This window comes from Halorussus litoreus (genome assembly GCF_003382685.1).
Classification (GTDB): Archaea; Halobacteriota; Halobacteria; order Halobacteriales; family Haladaptataceae; genus Halorussus; species Halorussus litoreus.
Genome location: NZ_KZ859504.1, coordinates 65,159 through 83,155, shown reverse-complemented (window position 1 = coordinate 83,155; position 17,997 = coordinate 65,159). Strand labels below are relative to the sequence as shown.

18 protein-coding genes and 1 pseudogene are annotated in these 17,997 nt (G+C 64.4%); 12 read left to right on the top strand and 7 right to left on the bottom strand.

Annotated elements, in window-relative coordinates; translation table 11 throughout:
• Positions 1-18: 18 nt before the first annotated feature.
• Positions 19-534 (top strand): hypothetical protein, encoded by a 516-nt coding sequence (locus tag DPQ64_RS18475; RefSeq protein ID WP_157971541.1) that lies wholly within the window; start codon positions 19-21, stop codon positions 532-534.
• A 119-nt stretch (positions 535-653) separates the two neighbouring features.
• A complete protein-coding gene (locus tag DPQ64_RS01110; protein ID WP_115862516.1) occupies positions 654-2,183 on the top strand; it encodes a HEPN domain-containing protein in 1,530 nt (509 codons plus the stop codon).
• An 80-nt stretch (positions 2,184-2,263) separates the two neighbouring features.
• Here DPQ64_RS01110 and DPQ64_RS01105 read toward each other — a convergent pair.
• Positions 2,264-3,154, bottom strand: a pseudogene (locus tag DPQ64_RS01105) (MBL fold metallo-hydrolase); the annotation flags it as partial.
• Positions 3,155-3,498: 344 nt separating this feature from the next.
• Between DPQ64_RS01105 and DPQ64_RS01100 the strand changes: the two are divergent.
• On the top strand, positions 3,499-5,127 hold the full coding sequence (locus tag DPQ64_RS01100) for an ABC transporter substrate-binding protein (protein WP_115862515.1): 1,629 nt from the start codon (positions 3,499-3,501) through the stop codon (positions 5,125-5,127).
• Positions 5,128-5,691: 564 nt separating this feature from the next.
• Here DPQ64_RS01100 and DPQ64_RS01095 read toward each other — a convergent pair.
• From DPQ64_RS01095 to DPQ64_RS01085, 3 genes are read right to left on the bottom strand one after another with little or no spacing between them, the layout of a single operon-like run.
• Positions 5,692-7,869: a dipeptide ABC transporter ATP-binding protein gene (locus DPQ64_RS01095; protein ID WP_115862514.1), complete on the bottom strand. Its 2,178-nt coding sequence runs from the start codon at positions 7,867-7,869 to the stop codon at positions 5,692-5,694.
• A 1-nt stretch (position 7,870) separates the two neighbouring features.
• The gene (locus DPQ64_RS01090; protein ID WP_115862513.1) at positions 7,871-8,839 is read right to left on the bottom strand and encodes an ABC transporter permease; all 969 of its coding nucleotides are present in this window, start codon (positions 8,837-8,839) and stop codon (positions 7,871-7,873) included.
• A complete protein-coding gene (locus tag DPQ64_RS01085) occupies positions 8,836-9,783 on the bottom strand; it encodes an ABC transporter permease (protein WP_115862512.1) in 948 nt (315 codons plus the stop codon). The genes DPQ64_RS01090 and DPQ64_RS01085 overlap by 4 nt, the downstream gene beginning before the upstream one ends.
• Before the next feature lie 372 nt (positions 9,784-10,155).
• On the opposite strand from DPQ64_RS01085, the gene DPQ64_RS01080 reads away from it, so the two are divergent.
• The 3 genes from DPQ64_RS01080 to DPQ64_RS01070 all read left to right on the top strand — a co-directional run bounded on the left by DPQ64_RS01080 (position 10,156) and on the right by DPQ64_RS01070 (position 12,643).
• The gene (locus tag DPQ64_RS01080) at positions 10,156-11,166 is read left to right on the top strand and encodes an ABC transporter ATP-binding protein (protein ID WP_115862511.1); all 1,011 of its coding nucleotides are present in this window, start codon (positions 10,156-10,158) and stop codon (positions 11,164-11,166) included.
• Positions 11,163-12,146: an ABC transporter permease subunit gene (locus DPQ64_RS01075; protein ID WP_157971540.1), complete on the top strand. Its 984-nt coding sequence runs from the start codon at positions 11,163-11,165 to the stop codon at positions 12,144-12,146. The genes DPQ64_RS01080 and DPQ64_RS01075 overlap by 4 nt, the downstream gene beginning before the upstream one ends.
• A gap of 83 nt (positions 12,147-12,229) precedes the next feature.
• Positions 12,230-12,643, top strand: a complete 414-nt coding sequence (locus DPQ64_RS01070) for a hypothetical protein (protein WP_115862509.1) — start codon at positions 12,230-12,232, stop codon at positions 12,641-12,643.
• Between the two features lie 41 nt (positions 12,644-12,684).
• Here the strand turns inward: DPQ64_RS01070 and DPQ64_RS01065 are convergent, their stop codons facing one another.
• Entirely contained in the window at positions 12,685-13,530 is an 846-nt protein-coding gene (locus DPQ64_RS01065) for an RNA ligase family protein (RefSeq protein ID WP_115862508.1), read from the bottom strand.
• 90 nt (positions 13,531-13,620) lie between these two features.
• Between DPQ64_RS01065 and DPQ64_RS01060 the strand changes: the two genes are divergently transcribed.
• The 3 genes from DPQ64_RS01060 to DPQ64_RS01050 all read left to right on the top strand — a co-directional run bounded on the left by DPQ64_RS01060 (position 13,621) and on the right by DPQ64_RS01050 (position 14,812).
• Positions 13,621-14,190 carry a DUF367 family protein gene (locus DPQ64_RS01060; protein ID WP_232820445.1) on the top strand — a complete coding sequence of 190 codons (570 nt, stop codon included), beginning with the start codon at positions 13,621-13,623 and terminating at the stop codon, positions 14,188-14,190.
• Between the two features lie 78 nt (positions 14,191-14,268).
• Positions 14,269-14,601 (top strand): DMT family transporter, encoded by a 333-nt coding sequence (locus DPQ64_RS01055; RefSeq protein WP_115862507.1) that lies wholly within the window; start codon positions 14,269-14,271, stop codon positions 14,599-14,601.
• Between the two features lie 61 nt (positions 14,602-14,662).
• Positions 14,663-14,812 carry a 50S ribosomal protein L40e gene (locus DPQ64_RS01050; protein ID WP_115862506.1) on the top strand — a complete coding sequence of 50 codons (150 nt, stop codon included), beginning with the start codon at positions 14,663-14,665 and terminating at the stop codon, positions 14,810-14,812.
• 531 nt (positions 14,813-15,343) lie between these two features.
• Here the strand turns inward: DPQ64_RS01050 and DPQ64_RS01045 are convergent.
• Both DPQ64_RS01045 and DPQ64_RS01040 read right to left on the bottom strand, forming a co-directional pair.
• Entirely contained in the window at positions 15,344-15,649 is a 306-nt protein-coding gene (locus DPQ64_RS01045; RefSeq protein WP_115862505.1) for a MazG nucleotide pyrophosphohydrolase domain-containing protein, read from the bottom strand.
• Positions 15,650-15,699: 50 nt separating this feature from the next.
• Entirely contained in the window at positions 15,700-16,356 is a 657-nt protein-coding gene (locus DPQ64_RS01040) for an MBL fold metallo-hydrolase (protein WP_115862504.1), read from the bottom strand.
• An 83-nt stretch (positions 16,357-16,439) separates the two neighbouring features.
• Here DPQ64_RS01040 and DPQ64_RS01035 point away from each other — a divergent pair, with 83 nt between their 5' ends.
• The 3 genes from DPQ64_RS01035 (at position 16,440) to DPQ64_RS01025 (ending at position 17,908) form a co-directional block, all read left to right on the top strand.
• Positions 16,440-16,631, top strand: a complete 192-nt coding sequence (locus DPQ64_RS01035) for a DUF5786 family protein (RefSeq protein ID WP_115862503.1) — start codon at positions 16,440-16,442, stop codon at positions 16,629-16,631.
• A 63-nt stretch (positions 16,632-16,694) separates the two neighbouring features.
• Positions 16,695-17,261: an endonuclease dU gene (locus tag DPQ64_RS01030; RefSeq protein WP_115862502.1), complete on the top strand. Its 567-nt coding sequence runs from the start codon at positions 16,695-16,697 to the stop codon at positions 17,259-17,261.
• A gap of 53 nt (positions 17,262-17,314) precedes the next feature.
• Positions 17,315-17,908, top strand: coding sequence for a uracil-DNA glycosylase (locus DPQ64_RS01025; RefSeq protein WP_115862501.1), 594 nt, complete (start codon positions 17,315-17,317; stop codon positions 17,906-17,908).
• Positions 17,909-17,997: the final 89 nt, after the last annotated feature.

Here is a 17,997-nt window from a genome sequence, read left to right as displayed (position 1 = left end):
ATTGATGTTGTTAGTGGTGTGTCAGAAACACCCGAGTTAGAAATCCTATCTGAACCTAGTGTATTCCTGCATCGGAACAACCCAGCAGTCCCATCATCTACGTCCTCTAAACTGACCAAAGAAGGCATCGGCATCGTTGACTGGGGAATGGGTTTGTCTTGGGAATACTCCGAAGCAAGTGACAAGAGAGTAGACAATGCACAGACCGCTTTAGAAACAATCCTAAGTCTAAATCAGAACGGGGGATATGGAGTTATCCATACAGTAGGCTACGAAGATGTCGTGATTGGGCGTGCTGAACCACCTTGCATCCGTTTCCTTGAGCTCGAAGACACGAATGGCCAAATCCGCTTCTTCAAAGGATTTGAACTCGAAGAATTTGCTTCTGTAGATATACGAAATGATTTTCCAGACCTTCATCAACGGATGGTAGACCGTGCAAGCCATGGAACAACTGTCCCCGTGAAGAAAGATTACAGACATCTTGTGACAGATGCTTTCGTTGACCTTGATTTAGACGGGAAACTGGGATAAGATAGCTCGCGTCTTACTTTCTCGCTTGGTTTTTCCTAAAATCCTGTTCACTATTAGATATATACAATGGTTCTATTATCAGTAGAGTGATTACCTCCTATCAATGAAAATAGTGCCAAATGACTCTCAAATCCGAATTCCATGATGAGGTCAAAGCCGCTTGCCAAGCTTACATAGAATCAGTACAGCAGGGTGAAGATGAAGTTCCGACTGAAACAATCTATCAGTTTAAAAAGAAAGGGGTCAAATTTCGTGAACCAAAGGAAGTAGCTCGTCCATCACTGGCTCTGCGGCGAAATCCGGGTGAGCATTACAATGGGGAATTTGAAACGGTAGCGAAGGACTTAGCTCTGGAACTTGAATTCGATATGGTTCCTGAGGTCGATATTGATAAAGATGGGATAGCAGGTGTTGCTCATACAAAACTTGAAGAGAAGTTAGAAGAATGCTTTCGAGAGTTCGCAGGCGTTGTCATGGACTATGCAGGTGATTTTGATTTTGATGAAACTGCTTTTGAGACTGCATTCGATCGGCAGTTCGAACCGGAGTATACTGACAGAAAGAAGTATGAGATCATCGTGCCAATTGAAGGCGTACATTCTAGCTCTAACATATCTCTCGATACTGACCTAAGTTTAGACACAGACTTTGATGGCCCATACAGTATTTCCCATATCGAAATCACAGATATTTCTCGGAAAGAGCAAAATGGGATAATTTCATTTAAAACCCCTTCGGACGCTCAAGGAACGAAAGTTATCCGTGATAAGTCTCATTCAAAAGCCATTAGAATAGGAATTGAACGTCGTCGACGAGACTTACGATCTTATTTACAAGGACAGCGAGAGGAGGAGTTAGAGGAATTATCAGCGGAATCAATATCTCTCTTAGCGTCGGATACCCTTTCTTGGTTGTTTCACAGCCATATAGTTAGAGAGTTAGTTAACACTCTCGAGCAAACGCTCCATCTTTACAATCCTCGATGTGAACCGGGTTTTGGGACAGGATATTTATTAGCACCGAACTGGCTTGATTACCGCGGCATATCATCGAATATAGCCGATGAATTCTATGTCGAACGGGACGGCGGCCATGGCGTAATTGATCTTGAGAGTGAGAATAGTGGAGATTTCCAAAGCTTTTGGAATCGATATGCATCCTATTTCACCGGAGAGGAGTCGCCCTATGATAAGCCGATGGTTAGATTTGAAGAAATGTTCACAAAGCGGCGTGATGAAGATGCTGTTCTTGATTGCTTAATTGCATTAGAAGGAACGCTGCTCATGGGTACTCGAAGATCATCATACACTTTCCGAATCGGACTCCGAGGCAGTCTCCTTCTTGATAACTCAAATCGGATTTCGTGGGACCGTGAGCGTATACGGAACTTCTTGCAGGGTCTATACTCTGTCCGCGGGGAAATTGTCCACCAAGATAAACCCTTAGAGCAAGCGATTAATGCCTCAGAAAATGATGAACTCACCAACTATTCTGCACCACAACTCACTGAGCGGGCGCGAGTCGTTTTCTCTAGTATAATTCTCAGATACATCGATCATGATATTGATCACGGCTTAGCTATACAAGAAGTAAATCAGGATCTAGACGAAGCAGCGTACAATGCATCCTATTCTCCAGGATCCTCATAGCTATAAAATCTATAGCCCCCTTCTGAGAACTACGGCTCGTCATTCCCTTAACCCGCAACTGCTAGCGGATCTTCGTTTCCGAGCATCCCGCTGGTCGTCACGATCACCGTGTTCTGGTCGGCGATGCGCTTGCGCTGGCCGTCTCTCCCCGTCACGAATCGCGCGTTGGACTTCGCGCGCCGGAGCGCGTCGGCGTCGCGCACGAAGTCCGGATACTGTCGCACGATCCGGGTAACCCGCTGGCCCATCCCGTCGACGTAACAATCGACGTCGTGGGCCTCACAGACCAGCAGTATCTCCTGCGTGCGCCCGATGGCGAACGCGGGGACGACGACCGTCCCACCTTCCCAGATCGTCGTCTTCACACTCTCGGCGAATCGCTCCTCCACGGTTGCTCGCGGGTCGTGGTCCACGTCCGAATAGGTCGATTCGGTGATCACCACGTCCGCGTCCGGTCGCGCCGTGGTGCCGGACAGCAACTGCTGGTCGCCGGTGTGGAAGTCACCCGTGTAGAGCAGGCGCGTCTCGCCGTCGTCGACGAGCACGTGCGCGCTCCCCGGGATGTGGCCCGCGTCGAAGAACGTGATCTCGTAGCCCGCCGCGCTGAAGGTCTCGCGGTAGCCGTGGACCTCCGAGACCTGTGAGAGGCGCGCGATCTCGGCCTCGGTGAACGGGCAGTCGTAGCTTCCGCCATGTAACTTGAGCGTGTCCTCGGCCAGCACGCGGGTCAGGTCGCGCGTCGGCGGCGTCCAGTGGATGGGCGGCCGAGCGTCCCCGGAGAGCAGGGAGGGGATCGCGCCGACGTGATCGAGGTGACCGTGGCTCACGACCACGGCGTCCGGGTCGGGGTCGCCGACCGGGAACGACGGCGGGTTGCCGGTCGCCATCCCGTAGTCGAGCAACAGCGAGTCGTCCACGAGGACGGCGCTCCGGCCGATCTCCCGGGCTCCGCCGAGGAACTCGACGTCCATTGGCCGCCGATAGTCGGCCGAACGCCTTTCGTCCGTCGGTTCCGAGGTGGTTTTCGTCCGCCGATTCCCGAACGCCTTCCCGCTGCCAGTTGCCGGATGCGCTGGCACGCGTGGCGGCCGCAATCTGCGGCCGCCACGCGTGCCAGAGCGGATTCGTGACCTCGGCGAGGATTCGTGGCCCGTTCTACGGCACCCCAGTCGCTTGGAACATTTTACGAGGGAGAGAAGGTGAGAGCGGAACTACTTCTTGAATACGCTGCCTGATTGAATTTTGTTTTGGCAAATAGAGTTCCAATTGAATAAAGATTTAACTACCTGGTCGTACCATAGTGCTCACGAATCACATGGTTGACGACACAAATACGAACTGGCTGACACCGTCCCGGCGTCGAGTCCTGTCCGGACTCGGTGGGGCTGGTGCGGTATCGCTCGCGGGTTGTATGGGCGGCGGTGACTCGGAGGACCAGGAAACGACCGAGGACGGTGGGGACGACACGACCGAATCCAGCGGCGGGGACACGACCAGCGACGACGGCGGGGACGGCGGCGACCCGACGACCGTCAGCATCGGCATCACGAACGGTGGCTGGGACCTGATTCCAGCCCGCGACACCGACTTTGACTCGAACAAGGTGTACACCCTCATCTACGACAACGTCGTCAACCTCAATTCCGACGCCGAAGTCGTGCCAGACCTGGCCTCGGACTGGTCGCGCGAGTCCGACACCCAGTTCGTCTTCGAACTCGAAGAGGGCGTCACGTTCCACAACGGCGAGGACTTCACCGCCGACGACGTGAAGTACACCTACGACTGGATCCAGAACAACGAGAACCCGCGGAAGAACTACGTCGCAGCGGTCGAGGACGTGGTGGTTGAGAACGACACGACCGTCCGCTTCGACCTCTCGGAGCCGTACGCGCCGTTCCTCTACAAGGTCCACGCGGTCATGTGGCCGCTCTCGGAGACGGCGATGAACGAGTACGGCGACGACTACAACCAGAACCCTGTCGGTACCGGGCCGTTCGAACTGACCTCGTGGGACTCCGGTAACAAGGCAGTCCTCGAGAAGTACGACGACTACTGGAAAGAGGGCGAGCCCAACATCGACCGGATCGAGTTCCGCATCCTGCCCGAGGACTCCTCGAAGGTGGCTCAGCTCGAAGCCGGCAGCATCGACCTCCTCGACCGCATGCCCGCGCAGTTCACCGACCGCGTCGAGAACTCGGGCAACGCGAGCGTCATCACGACCGGCGGGGTCAGCTCGGGCCGCATCGACTTCAACACCGACGTCGAACCGCTCGGCGACCGGAAGGTCCGGCGGGCCATCGCGTGGGCGCTCGACAAGCAACAGATCACCCAGACCGTCCTGCAGGGGTACGGCACCCCCGCGAAGTCGGTCCTGCCGAACTCGCTCCCGCAGTACAACGACTCCATCTCGGACTTCAACCATCCGAACGGCGACGCCGAGCAGGCCCAGTCGCTGCTCGACGACGCGGGCTACAACGACCTCTCCCTTACCATCAAGACCTCGACGAGTTCGCGCCACGAGCGGACGGCCACGCTCGTCCAGAGCATGCTGGGTCAGGTCGGGATCGACGCGTCCATCCAGACGCTAGAAGGCAACGCGTTCTTCTCCCAGGAGACCGAGGGCGACTACGAGATCGCCATCTCGAACTGGACCTGGTTCGGCGACCCGGACACGCTCCTGTACCTCTACCACACCGACGGCCTGAACGTCTGGAACATCAGCAACGAGGAACTCGACGGCCTCCTCGAAGAGCAGCGCCGGACCGTCGACCCGGAGGCGCGTGGAGAGATCATCAACGAGATCCAGAAGATTGTCTACGACGAGGCGTACTCGGTGTACACGTACTACCCCGACCGCATCCAGGGCATCTCGAACCGCATCGAGGGCTACGAGCAGTACGCGAACGGGTCGTTCCGCTCGCTCGACTCGGCCTCGGTGAACTGAACGCTGCGCTTTCGGCTGATTTGGGTTTCTTTTTCCGCATTCGTTCGTCAGCGTCGCTCAACGGAGGTCTCTCCGCTTTCTTAGAGCGGTACTCTAGCCCTTCTCCGAGCAACACTGTGTTTTGATTCCGGCGCGCGCGAGCAACGCGCGCGAGGGACGAGTAGCGCAGGCCGGAGCGAAGCGGAGGCCGAGCAACGCAGGAGGCGGGGGAGGTTTGAGGCTGCGGTGCTGTGCGGTTGCGGTCACGCCGAGGCGCAAGCAGTAGCTAGCCCGAGCCGCTCTTCCGGCAGAAGTGATCACACCGTGAAGCTAACTTTCGCTTGATCCTCGGCGTGACCGCACAGCGACCGCACCGCCCCGCAACGGCCTCGTCCTCCCCAACTGCTTGCGCTTCTCGCTTCGCTGCGATGCTCAGCCCTCGCGCGTTTTGGCGCGACACAGAGGTCGCGGCCGCACGCGCCGGTCTGGAGGGCTGAGCTAGCGCGTGCACAGTGGAACGGACAAACCAGCAGACGAAGTCGAAAATTGGCGTCCGATACTCCCACCCGACGAAACCCGTCTCTCTCAGACCGAGTCCCCGCTGCCGTCGGCCCGCGCGGCGTCACCGGCCTCGGACTCGGGCGGGCCGTCACTGACAGTAGCCCCGTCCGCGCTCTCGCCCCGAACCACGTCGTGGTGGAGCAGACACGCCACCTCGCCGTCGTCGTTCGCCACGAGCTCCGGGTCGTGGCTCTCGCACTCGGCCATTGCCTCCGGGCAGCGAGTCACGAAGTTACAGCCCTCGGGCGGTCGCTTCGGGTCCGGAATCTCGCCGTCGAGCACGATGCGGTCGACTTCCGCCCCCGGGTCGGGGTCGGGCACCGCGCTGAGTAGCGCCTCCGTGTAGGGGTGCTGGGGCGCGCCGAACAGCCCGCGGGTGTCGCCGACCTCGACGATGCGGCCGAGGTACATCACCGCCACGCGGTCGGCGATGTGGCGGATGACCGAGAGGTCGTGGCTGATGAAGACCATCGAGAGTCCGCGCTCGCGCTTGATGTCGTCGAGCAGGTCGAGCAGTTGGCCCTGCACGCTCACGTCGAGCGCGCTGGTGGGCTCGTCGGCCACGATGACGTCCGGGTCGACCGCGAGCGCGCGAGCGACCCCCACGCGCTGTTTCTGCCCGCCCGAGAGCTGGTGCGGGTAGTCGTGTCTCGTCTCGGGGTCGAGCCCGACCTCGGTCAGCAGTTCGGCGATGCGGTCGTCCACATCGGTGGCAGCGTCGTGCTTCTTGATCGCGAACCGGAGGATCTTCCCCACGGTCTGTCTCGGGTTGAGCGAGGAGTTGGGGTCCTGAAAGACGAACTGGATGCGGCTCCGGAGCTCCTGCTCGGGCACCTCGGCGAGCGGCCGCCCGTCGAAGCGGATCTCGCCGCCCGTCCGGTCGGTGAGTTCGAGGAGGAGCCGGCCGAGCGTCGTCTTGCCCGACCCGGACTCGCCGACCAGCCCCAGCGTCTCGCCCTCCGCGAGCGAGAGGTCGACACCGTCGACGGCCCTGACGGGCGGTTCCCCGCCGGGCAGGAGCCGGTCGAGCAGCGAGTCGGCCGAGCTGAAGTCCTTCTCGACGCGCTCGCCCTCGACGATGGTCGGGCCGACCTCGGGGGTCGCGGTCTGCTCGCGTTTCGCCTCGGGAATCGGTTCGAGGGTTCCGATGTCGTCGGTCCGCACGCAGGCGACTTCGCGGCCCTCCGCGGATGCGGCTTCGCGGCCCTCTCCGGAAGCGACCTCCCTACCTTCCGCGGGGGCAGCGTCGCGCCCCTCCGCGGAGGGGCGCGACGCTGCCCCCGCCGGTTCGAGCGGCGGGTCGTCCACGTGGCAGTCGTCCGTGCTGTGGGGACACCGCGGCGCGAAGTTGCAGCCAACCGGGCGCTCGCCGGGATCGGGGACGTTGCCCGCGAGCAGTTCGGGCTCCACGTCGGCGATGCGCGGCGTCGACCGGAGCAGCCCCGCGGTGTAGGGATGGCGCGGCTCGACGAACACCTCCGAGACCGGCCCCTGCTCGACCACGCGCCCGGCGTACATCACCGCGACCCGGTCGCACGTCTCCGCGACCACGCCGAGGTCGTGGGTGATCTGGACCAGACTCGTCTCGCGGTCGCTCACGAGGTCTTCGAGCAGGTCGAGGATCTGGGCCTCGATGGTCACGTCGAGCGCGGTGGTCGGCTCGTCGGCGATGAGCAGGTCCGGGTCGCAGGAGATGGCGATGGCGATGAGCACCCGCTGGCGCTGCCCGCCCGAGAGCTGGTGGGGGTACGTGTCGATGACCGATTCGGGGTCCGGAATCCGGACCTGTTCGAGCAGGTCGATGGCCTGCTCGCGGGCCTCGGCCTTCGTCACGTCGCGGTGTTCGAGGATGGTCTCGGTGATCTGGGTGCCGACCGTCAGCACCGGCGTCAGCGACGACATCGGGTCCTGGAAGATCATCGCGACCTCCGTGCCGCGCACGTCGGTGAGTTCGCGCTCGGACAGTGACGTGAGGTCGTGCCCGCCGAGTTCGACCGACCCGTTCGCGATGCGGCCGTTCTCGTCGAGCAGACCCATGATCGACCGGGCGGTGACGCTCTTGCCGGAGCCCGATTCGCCGACGATGCCGAGCTTCTCGCCCGACTCGACGTCGAAGCTTACGTCCTCGATGGCGCGGATGCTCCCGTTCGGGGTGGCGAACTCGGTTGTCAGATCGCGGACCGAAAGTAGTGCATCAGTCATCTCAGAACCTCCGTTCCGCGCTCTCACGCGGGTCGAGTGCGTCGCGCAGGCCGTCGCCGATGAGGTTGAACCCGAGCACCGTCACGAAGATGGCCGCCCCCGGGAACAGCGAGATCCACGGGGCCGAGGTGAGGTAGCCGCTCCCGTCCGAGACCATCTGGCCCCACGTCGGGGTCGGCGGCTGGACGCCCAGCCCGAGGAACGATAGCGACGCTTCGGCGATGATTGCGAACGCCATCAGCAGCGACGCCTGTACGAGCAGCGGCGAGATGCAGTTGGGCAGCACCTCGCGGAACACGATGTGGGGCGTCGAGTAGCCCAGCGCCTTCGCGGCGTCGACGTACTCCTCGTTCGAGACGCTGAGCGCGGTGCTGCGCGCGATGCGAGCGAACTGCGGGACGTAGACGATGCCGAGCGCGATGATGACGTTCGTGAGGTTGAACCCGAGCGCCGCGACCAGCCCGATGGCGAGCACGAGCGCGGGGAACCCGAGCATCACGTCGACCGTCCGCATCACGACCGTCTCGACGGTGCCGCCGAGGTAGCCCGCGACGACGCCCAGCGGCGAGCCGAGCGATGCGGCCACGAGCACCGCTGTCAGCGCGACCTGGATGGACACCTTCGCGCCGTAGATGGTCCGGGCGAGCACGTCCCGACCGAGCGTGTCGGTCCCGAACGGATGGGCCATGCTCGGCCCCTGCAGCGGCATGAACTCCGGCGCGAACGGACTGTAGTAGACCGACGTGATGAGCGAGTTCCCGAGGAAGGCGTCGTCGACGTACGAGAAGATGCCGACGAGCGTCACGACCGAAACGACGACGAGGCCCGCGACCGCGAGGCCGTGCGCGCGGAAGCCCCGCCACGTCCGCCGGAAGCCAGTTGGACTCTCGGGCTTCGTGGACTCGTCTGCCGTCTGTCCCGCCGAGTCGTCGGTTCCAGCGGAGCCGCCGGTTGGATTCTCCCCACTCACGATGCGCTCACCCGTGGGTCGAGGTAGGAGTAGGTGAGGTCGACGATCACGTTGATGAGCACGAACAGCGTGGCGACGACGAGCACGGTCCCCTGAACGGTCGGGTAGTCCTGCTGCTGGACCGCCGACCAGATGAGCCGGCCCATCCCGGGCCACGCGAACACCTGCTCGACGACGACCGTCGCCGAGAGCAGGTAGCCGAACTGGAGGCCCGCGACCGTGATGACGGGGAGCAGCGCCTGCTTGAGCGCGTGCCGGACGAAGATCTTCCGGGAGCCCAGGCCCTTCGACTTGGCCATCTTGACGTACTCCTGATTGAGGTTGTCGAGCATCGACGAGCGGGTCTGTCTGGCGAGCAGCGCGGCGAACGCCGTCCCGACCGTGATCGCCGGGAGCGCGACGTGCCTGATGGCCGCCACGGGGTCCTCGGAGGGCGGGACGTAGTTGCCGGGCGGGAAGACGTTGTACGTCCGCGCGAACAGCAGGATGAGGATGAGGCCGAGCCAGAAGTTCGGGATCGAGATGCCGGTCAGCGCGCCGAGCGTGACGCCGTAGTCGCTGGCCGAACCCTTTCGAACCGCGCTGATTATCCCGGCCGGGATGGCGATGACGACCGCGATGAGCATCGACGCGACCGCGAGGAACAGCGTCGCGGGGAGTCGGCTCGCGATGAGCGCGGTGACCGAACGGTTCTGGGTGAGCGACTGGCCGAGATCGCCTTGGAGAATGCCGCCGAGCCAGTTGGCGTACTGGACGTACAGCGGGTCGTTCAACCCGTACGCTTGCCGAATCTGGGCGACGTTCTCGTCGGTCGCCTCGATGCCGAGCATGTTCACGACGGGGTCGCCCGGTGCCGAATGGATGATGATGAAGACCACGACCGAAACGCCGAACAGGACCGGGACGGTCTGGAGCAGTCGAATTGCGATGTAGCGATACCTCACGCTCCTATCCCCCGAGTCGAACGTCGATACGACGGTCGGATTCCTGTGCCACTTTCACACGTGCCATAACCCGACAGGCGTGTATAAATCTTCGGTGTTTGTTGTTCACCAACAATGGGGAACTGTTGGAGGTTGTTCCGCGAAACCGGGTTTCGTTCCAATTCTATGCGAGAGAGAATATGGAGACGGAAAGAATAGCCACCTATCGTTGCGGTTTCAGGTCAAGGGTTGCGAATCATTTCGAGTCCGAAGGCAGAATCTCCGAAGCGGGGCGGCCGGGCGGCGGTATCGTGTGCCGCCGCCCGGCCGCCCCGCCATCGCAGCGTGAGAAGACTTATTTCGCCGGTCTTCGGGGTTCGAAACACGTCCCCAATGTCAGTAATCGAGATAGACGGTCTGACCAAGCAGTTCGGCGACGTGGTCGCGGTCGACGACCTCTCGCTGTCGGTCGAGGGCGGCGAGGTGTTCGGCTTCCTCGGCCCCAACGGCGCGGGCAAGTCGACGACCATCAACGCCATGCTCGACTTCACGAAGCCCTCCAGCGGCGCGGTCCGGGTGTTCGGCCGGGACACCCGGCGCGAGTCGGTCGCGGTCCGGCAGCGCTCGGGCCTACTGCTGGAGGGGTACGGCGCGTACCCCCGACTCACCGGGCGCGAGCACGTCCAGCACGCCATCGACACGAAGGACGCCGACGACGACCCCGACGCGCTGCTCGACCGCGTGGGGCTCGACGAGGCGGCCCGCGAGCGCCGCGCCGGCGGCTACTCCAAGGGGATGCGCCAACGGATGGCCATCGCGGTCGCGCTGGTCGGCGACCCCGACCTGCTCGTGCTCGACGAACCCTCCACCGGGCTCGACCCCAACGGCGCGCGGATGCTCCGCGAGGTCGTCACCGAGGAGGCCGACCGCGGCGCGACCGTCTTCTTCTCCAGCCACATCCTCGAACAGGTCGAGGCGGTCGCCGACCGTATCGGTATCCTGCTCGACGGTCGACTCGCGGCGGTCGGCGAGGTCGAAGAACTCCGGGACGAACTCGGCGCGGGCGCCACGCTCTCGGTGTGGCTGTCGGCCGTCCCGGACGAACTCCTCGCCGAGATGCGAGCCGTCGAGGGCGTCCGCGAGGTGACGGCCCGCCACGGCCGCGTCGAGGTCGACTGCGACGGCCGCGGGGAGACGAAGCTCCGCGTGCTGAACGCCGCGGCCGACGCGGGCCTGTTCGAGGACTTCGCTGTCCGCGAGGCGTCGCTCTCGGACGTGTTCTCGAAGTACACCGAAGGTGACGCTTCCGAAGGAATCGATGGCGATGCATCGGGACTCGCGGCGGGCGACGCCTCGAACCGCGACGACGGCGGCTCAGCCACGCCGATGGAGGGCGACGCGTGAGCTGGACCGACGTCTACCTGCGCGATCTCACGAGCGTCTACCGCTCGCGGACCGGGACGGCCGTGACGGCCATCGTCGCGCTCGTGACCGTGGTCGCCGTGGGGCTGTTCGCGCTCGCGGCCGACGTGGCCGCGATCGCGGCGGTCGGCGCGCTGCTCACCGTCGGTGCCATCGCCGCGCTGGTCTTCCTCGGCGACCCCGCCCAGATCGCTGGCGTCGTCGTCACGTTCACCGTTCTCGCGGTCGCGCTCACGCTCGCACTCGCGGACCCGCGGACCGCTGGGGTCGGCCCCGACATGGAACTCGCGGTCATGTCCGTGGGCTCGGGCCTGTCGTTCGTGCTCCCGCTGGTCGGCCTCGTCGGGAGCTACGCCGCGCTGGTCGGCGAGCGCGAGACGGGGAGCGTCCGCTTCCTGCTCGGCCTGCCGAACTCCCGCGACGACGCCTTCCTCGGGAAGTTCTGCTCGCGGGCCACGGTCGTCCTCGTCCCGCTGGTCGTCTGCCTCGTGCTCACCGGCGGCATCGTCGCGTTTACGTTCCAGAACGGCTCGTTCGTCGGAATGGTCGGACTCGCCGCGGTGTCGATCCCGTACGCGCTCCTGTTCGTCGGCATCGGGCTGACCGCGTCGGCGTACGCCGACAACTCCAACCGGGCGGTCGCAGTCGTCATCGCGGTGTATGCCATGCTCCGGGCTGGCTGGCCCGCGATCCAGTTCGTCCTGATGCAGAGCGTCGAACAGCAGTACCCCCGACCGGAGTGGTTCTTCTGGGTCGGTCGGCTCAACCCCCTCAACGCCTACGTGAAGCTCACGACGCTGTTCGCGGACTTCGAGTACGGCCACCCGCTCGTCACGGCCCCGAGCGAGTCCGTCACGTCCGCAGCGACCGGCTACCCGTTCGCCGCGGTCGTCCTGCTCGTCTGGACGGTGCTCGCGCCGGTCGCGGGCGTGCTCTACTTCCGGAATCGAGACCTGCTGTAGTTCTTCCGACCCGGCTATCGCCCCGTCTCCTCGATTCCGAACCAACCCTCAAGACGCTCCAAACCCTACCACCACGCAATCGAATGGCCCGCGAACTCGAACTGCCGAACGGCGAGACCGTTACGCCCGAGGACGTGTTCCTCTACGAGAACTACCCGTATCGCGTCCAGTTTCCGGACGACGACGCGTCCTCGGCGGGCGACGCGTCCGCAGCGGACGCGTCGCCCGCCGAGGATGCGGACTACGAGTTCGAACTCTCGCCGCTGTACTGGGGCGGCGGGGAGATGGACGTCCCGTTCCGCGACCGCGAGGCGCTGGTCGAGCAGTGGGGCCCCGAGTCGCGGGGCACCATGACCGCCGACGAGTGGGAGTCGTGGCTTGTGGAGGCCCGCCACGACGACCGATTCGGCGACGACGAACTCGACGCCGTCGCTCGCGAGCTTCCCGTCGACGACCCCGGACTGCTCGGCCGTCTGCGGCGGACGCTCGGGCTCTGAGTGAACGTTCAGGATCTGAGCGACTGACCGACGTTCCGTCGCTACTGACGCTCCTCGTCGAGAAATCGCTGGGTCAGCTCGGCCGCCGCCGACCGGAACGCGCTCACGTCGACCGAGCGGTCGCCGTGGAACAGCTGCTTGTGCTCCTCGCGAACCACGTCCTCGACCACGCGGTCGAAGACGGCGTCGAAGGTGACCGGTCGCTCGTGGTCGGCGAGCTTGTGGGCGGTCTTCTCGATCCGGTGGCGGGTGACGTACTTGTCGGCCAGTTCCTCGGCGGGCGCTTCGACCGGGACGGTGTCGTCGACCTCGCGAAATTCGGGGTGGAGCAGCTTCGCGCGACCGCCGGTCTTGTTCCGAACGACGACGCCCTCCGCGGGGCCGGCGTACCACGCCGATTCGGGGACCTCGTAGTCCGCGGGGTCGAAGTCGGTCGCCCGGACCTCCTTCTCGAAGGCGTTGACGGCCGCCAAGCCGAGCCGGTCGTACACCTGCTCGACCGCGTCCGGCGGGAGGAAGCGGCCCTCCTCGCCGTCCCACACGTCGAAGCCGAGGAAGGAAGGCGTCCGGTCCCAGTCGTAGTCGACGGCGTGGCGGTGCATCGCCTCGCCGAAGCAGACTACCGACTCCACGTCGGCGACCGCGCGCCGGAGCGCCTCGCGGTCGACCCGCTCGCGGACGTGCCGGACCGCGTGACGGTACGGGTCGGGAATCTCGTCGGCGTCGCGGTAGGTCCGACTTCGGTCGCCGAACTCGACGACGCCGTCGTCGAGCAGCCGGAACCGGAAGTTCGCGCCGTCGACCTTCTCCTGGAGCCAGAGGTGGCCCGAGTCGAGGAGGTCGGCGGGCGCGTTCTCGACGCGCGGGATCGACGGGAACTGCTTCATCCGACGTGGAGTAGTCGGTGCGGGGAAGTAAGGGTTGGCACGGGAGGCCGTCCGAGCGACTTTTGAACGCCACTCGCCAACGTCGACCCGGTGAAGCTCCACGTCAGATACGAGGGCGACGACGACCCCGAAAAGTGCAGCGCGCGAAAGCTCGCGCGGTTCGACCTCGCCAAACTCCATCGGAGCGCTCGGGCGACCCCCTACGGCATCGTCCTCAACCCCCACGCCGAGCAGGCGCTCTCGCCGGCCGACCGCGAGGAGACCGACGCGCTGGTCGCGCTCGACTGCTCGTGGGAGACCGCCGAGCGGGCGCTGTTCGAGATGCCGGGCGTCCACCGCGCGCTCCCGTTCCTCGTGGCGGCCAACCCCGTCAACTACGGCAAGCCGTTCCGGCTCAACACGGTCGAGGCGTTCGCGGCCGCGCTGACCATCCTCGGCGAGCGCGACCACGCCGAGGAGATTCTGAGCAAGTTCACGTGGGGCGAGACGTTCCTCGACCTCAACGCCGAGCCGCTCCGGCGGTACGCCGACTGCGCGGACTCGACCGAGGTCGTCGCGGTCCAGCAGGAGTACCTCGACGCCGGGAACGCCCAGCGCGCGAGCGGGGATTCGACGGCAGTCGACACAAACGAGGGCAACGCCGACCAAAGCGACCGGTAATCGTCCGCGAGTCGGTTGCGACCGCCGAGAGAAGTGTCGAGCGAAAGACCTACTGAACGCCGGGGAGACGCGTCAGGCATGAATCCGTACGTCGCCCTCGGTGCGGCCATCTGCTCGGAACTCGTCGGAACGACCGCGCTCAAGCTCTCGGAGGGGTTCTCGCGCCCGCTCCCGAGCCTCGGCGTCCTGGTCGGCTACGGCGTCGCGTTCTACCTCGTCTCGCTGACGCTGGAGGACCTCCCGGTCGGCATCGTCTACGGAACGTGGGCCGCGCTGGGAATCGTCGGCGTGGCGGCCATCGGCGTCGTGGTGTTCGACGAACGACTCGACGCGGTCGGCGTCGTCGGCATCGCGCTCATCGTCGCGGGCGTGTATCTCCTCAACGTCGTCTCCGACGTGTCGGCGCACTAGCCGTCCCGACGCGGCGAGTGAGTCTGTAAGGTTTAAATGCGGCGGCGGCCAACCGGTCTGTATGGCCAGCTTCGAGAAAGCCGAGGCGCGCATCCTCGACAAGATGATCTGCATGCGCTGTAACGCTCGCAACCCCAAGGAGGCAGACAACTGCCGGAAGTGCGGCTACGGCAAGCTCCGCCCGAAGAGCAAGGAACCGCGCAACGCCTGATTGGCGCCTCTCTTCGCTCTCGACCGCCTTCGGGTAGTTGCTTCTCTGTTTTTCTGTGAGTGTTCGTGGGACGGGTGTTTCGACAGCGTGGGCTCGGTGGTCCGTTCCTCAGAAGCGTGCGCTCGATGGAACATTCCACTCCGGCGCGCGCGAGGGACGACCGAGCGAAGCGAGGGAGGAGGCTGGGGAGGCGTGGGGCCCGCGGTCGCGGTGCTGGTGCGGTGCAGTCGCGGTGCGGTCACGCCGAGGCTCAAGCAGTAGCTAGCAAGAGCTGCTCTTTCGACAGAAGTAGTTGTGCAGTGAAGCTAGCTTCATCTTGAGCCTCGGCGTGACCGCAACCGCACCGCGAGAGCCTCGTCCTCCCCAACCGCTTGCGCTTCTCGGCCTTCGGCCTGCGATGCTCAGCCCTCGCGCGTTTTGGCGCGAGATAAACTCGCGCCAGCACGCGCCGGATGGAAAGGACGAGCGAGCGCACGCCGAGAATAAAAATGATCCGTTAGAAACCGTCCCAACTCCACGCGTCCTCAACGTTTATTCGCCGGAGCCCGGGTCGCCAGTCTCCTCGATTCGGTCCCGATACTTCACTAGCGCCTCGTCGAGCGCCTCGTCGGCGTCCACGTCGAGCGACTCTGCGACCGCGAGCAGGGCGAACAGCGCGTCGCCGAGTTCGTCGCTGTTCACCGCCACCGCGTCGGGCTCGTCGCCGTAGTCGGTGGAGGCGTTCACGTCCTTCGCCAGCTCGCCGACCTCCGAGGCGAGGTCGAGCACGCGGTAAGCCGGGTCGCTGTCCATCTCGTAGGTCGCGAGGAACTCCGCGACTCGCTGCTGAGCGTTCATGGCTCTCGGGTCCAACCCCGGAATCGACGGTAAAACGAGTGCCGGTTTTGCTACTCCTCGGGGTACTTCGGTTCCCGGCGCTCGGCCCGCTCCAGCGCGCGCTCGACGACCTCGCGCACGTCCCCGTGGAACTCGTCGCCGTGGCCGGCGTACATGTGCTCGACGCCGTGAGACTCCGTCGCACGAGCTGCCGAGCTTCGCTCGGCAACGCCCTCGGGCAGTCGGTCCAGAATCTCGCGGATGCTCTCGATCTCGCGCTCGCGGGACTGGCCCGGCATGTCGGTCCGGCCGAAGCTCCCGTCGTCGAACGCGCCGTCGTTGTACACCACCACGTCGCCGCTGAAGAGGGTCGACTCGCTCACGAACGCGAGGTGGTCGTCGGCGTGGCCCGGCGAGTAGACGGCCTCGAACGTCTCGTCGCCGATGCGGACGGTGTCGCCGTCGCCCAGCTGTTCCGTCTGGCGCGGGTGGTCAGCGTAGCAGTAGAGTTCCGCGTCGAACGCGTCCAGCACCGCGTCGAGTTCCCCGACGTGGTCGCCGTGCTGGTGGGTCAGCACCACCGCGTCCACGTCCTCGACGTGGTCGGCGATCACCTCTTCGACGCCCGGCATGGTCCCGGCGTCGACCAGCACGGTCCGGTCGCCCTCGACGAGATACGCGTTGCAGGTGAACGTCTCCGCTCCGGCGGTGACGTCGTGGACTCGCATGCCGGGCGGTTCGTGACCACCCCTCAAAACTCTGATGGGCGGCGAGGAACTTTAGTGGCACAAGTGCTTACTGTTCATTAGACATGGGCTTTGGGAGCTACGACGAGTCCGAACAGGACAACCAGGAGTACGACGCCGATCTCGACGACGAAAACGGCGTGGCGACCGACGAGAACGCCCACGAAGGTAGCGTCGACTTCGAGATCGGTGCCTCGAACGACGAGCTCCTCGACCGGCTCCAGGACATCAAAGAGGACGGCCAGAAAGAGGCCTGAGCCGTGCGAACGGAGTCCGTGCCGTGAGCGCGAGGCACGACCCGTGATGCCGAGGGGCGACCCGTGAAGCCCGGCGTCCGCGCGCTGGGCGTCGCCGAGTCCTACCGCGGAGACCGGAGCACGCTCGCCGGTGCGGTCGTTCGCGCGAGCCGCGTCGCCGACGGCTTCGCCTACCGGACCTGCACCGTCGGCGGTCTCGACGCCACCGACGCGATAGTCGACCTCTTCCACTCACTCGACCGCGAGGACGTGAGCTACGTCTTCGTCGCGGGCGTCGCGCTGGCGTGGTACAACGTCGTGGACTTGCACCGGGTTCACGCGGAGACCGACCGACCAGTTATCTCGGTCACGTTCGAGGAGAGTTCGGGGCTACTCGCGGCGCTGGAATCCGAGTTCGAGGGCGAGGCGCTGGACCGGCGACGAGAGATCTACGAGCGCCAGCCGGCCAGAGATCGGCTTTCGATAAACGACCAGACCGTGTTCGTGCGCTCGGTAGGACTGGAGTCCGGGCAAGCCCGCGACGCGGTCCGTGCCTTTACTCCGGAAGGCGGTCGCCCCGAACCCCTGCGAGTGGCCCGGCTGGCGGCGCGAGCGGGCGACGGGTTCCGGCGGAGGGAAGTATCCGAATGACGGGTCGGCCCCGAGCCACCGATACTTACTACCCCGGTCCCGTGGCCCCACGCATGGATAACATGGACGGCCTCGAAGTGACCGAGTGCACGCGCTGTCCCGAACTCGTCGACAGCCGGACCCGGATCGTCAACGGCACCGGGCCCGCGGACGCGGACCTGCTGTTCGTCGGCGAGGGACCCGGCCAGCAGGAAGACCAGCAGGGCGAGCCGTTCGTCGGCCGAAGCGGCACCATCCTCGACGACAAGCTCGACGCCCGCGGGCTGGCCCGCGAGGACGTGCGCATCACCAACTGCGTGCGGTGTCGACCGCCAGAGAACCGCGATCCCACAAGCGAGGAGCTACAGAACTGCTTTCCGTACCTCCAGCGCGAGATCGAGCAGGTCGACCCCGACGTGATAATCACGCTCGGCAAGGTGCCCAGCGAACACCTGCTCGACCGCGACGTGGCGGTCACGAACGAGGCGGGCTCGCTCGCGCAGGCCGACCTCGGCGGGAGGGTCCGGGACGTACTCATCTGCGTCCATCCGGCCGCGACGCTGTACGACCGCAGTCAGGAGGAAACCCTCGACGCCGCACTCGACAAGGCCGCCTCGATGGCGGGCGAGGGCGGAGGCGGCGGACAGTCCCGGCTCGGCGAGTTCTGAGTCGGACCCCGAACCGACGCCCCGAGCGACGAGTCCGCTGGCCCGCTACCGGTCCGTCCGCTCTCTCCGGCGACGAATCGCACCTTACT

Coding starts and splice junctions, on each gene's coding strand:
- DPQ64_RS01110 (WP_115862516.1), top strand. CDS start 654: ATGACTCTCAAATCCGAATTCCATGATGAGGTCAAAGCCGCTTGCCAA.
- DPQ64_RS01100 (WP_115862515.1), top strand. CDS start 3,499: ATGGTTGACGACACAAATACGAACTGGCTGACACCGTCCCGGCGTCGA.
- DPQ64_RS01095 (WP_115862514.1), bottom strand. CDS start 7,869: ATGACTGATGCACTACTTTCGGTCCGCGATCTGACAACCGAGTTCGCC.
- DPQ64_RS01080 (WP_115862511.1), top strand. CDS start 10,156: ATGTCAGTAATCGAGATAGACGGTCTGACCAAGCAGTTCGGCGACGTG.
- DPQ64_RS01070 (WP_115862509.1), top strand. CDS start 12,230: ATGGCCCGCGAACTCGAACTGCCGAACGGCGAGACCGTTACGCCCGAG.
- DPQ64_RS01065 (WP_115862508.1), bottom strand. CDS start 13,530: ATGAAGCAGTTCCCGTCGATCCCGCGCGTCGAGAACGCGCCCGCCGAC.
- DPQ64_RS01055 (WP_115862507.1), top strand. CDS start 14,269: ATGAATCCGTACGTCGCCCTCGGTGCGGCCATCTGCTCGGAACTCGTC.
- DPQ64_RS01050 (WP_115862506.1), top strand. CDS start 14,663: ATGGCCAGCTTCGAGAAAGCCGAGGCGCGCATCCTCGACAAGATGATC.
- DPQ64_RS01045 (WP_115862505.1), bottom strand. CDS start 15,649: ATGAACGCTCAGCAGCGAGTCGCGGAGTTCCTCGCGACCTACGAGATG.
- DPQ64_RS01040 (WP_115862504.1), bottom strand. CDS start 16,356: ATGCGAGTCCACGACGTCACCGCCGGAGCGGAGACGTTCACCTGCAAC.
- DPQ64_RS01035 (WP_115862503.1), top strand. CDS start 16,440: ATGGGCTTTGGGAGCTACGACGAGTCCGAACAGGACAACCAGGAGTAC.
- DPQ64_RS01025 (WP_115862501.1), top strand. CDS start 17,315: ATGGATAACATGGACGGCCTCGAAGTGACCGAGTGCACGCGCTGTCCC.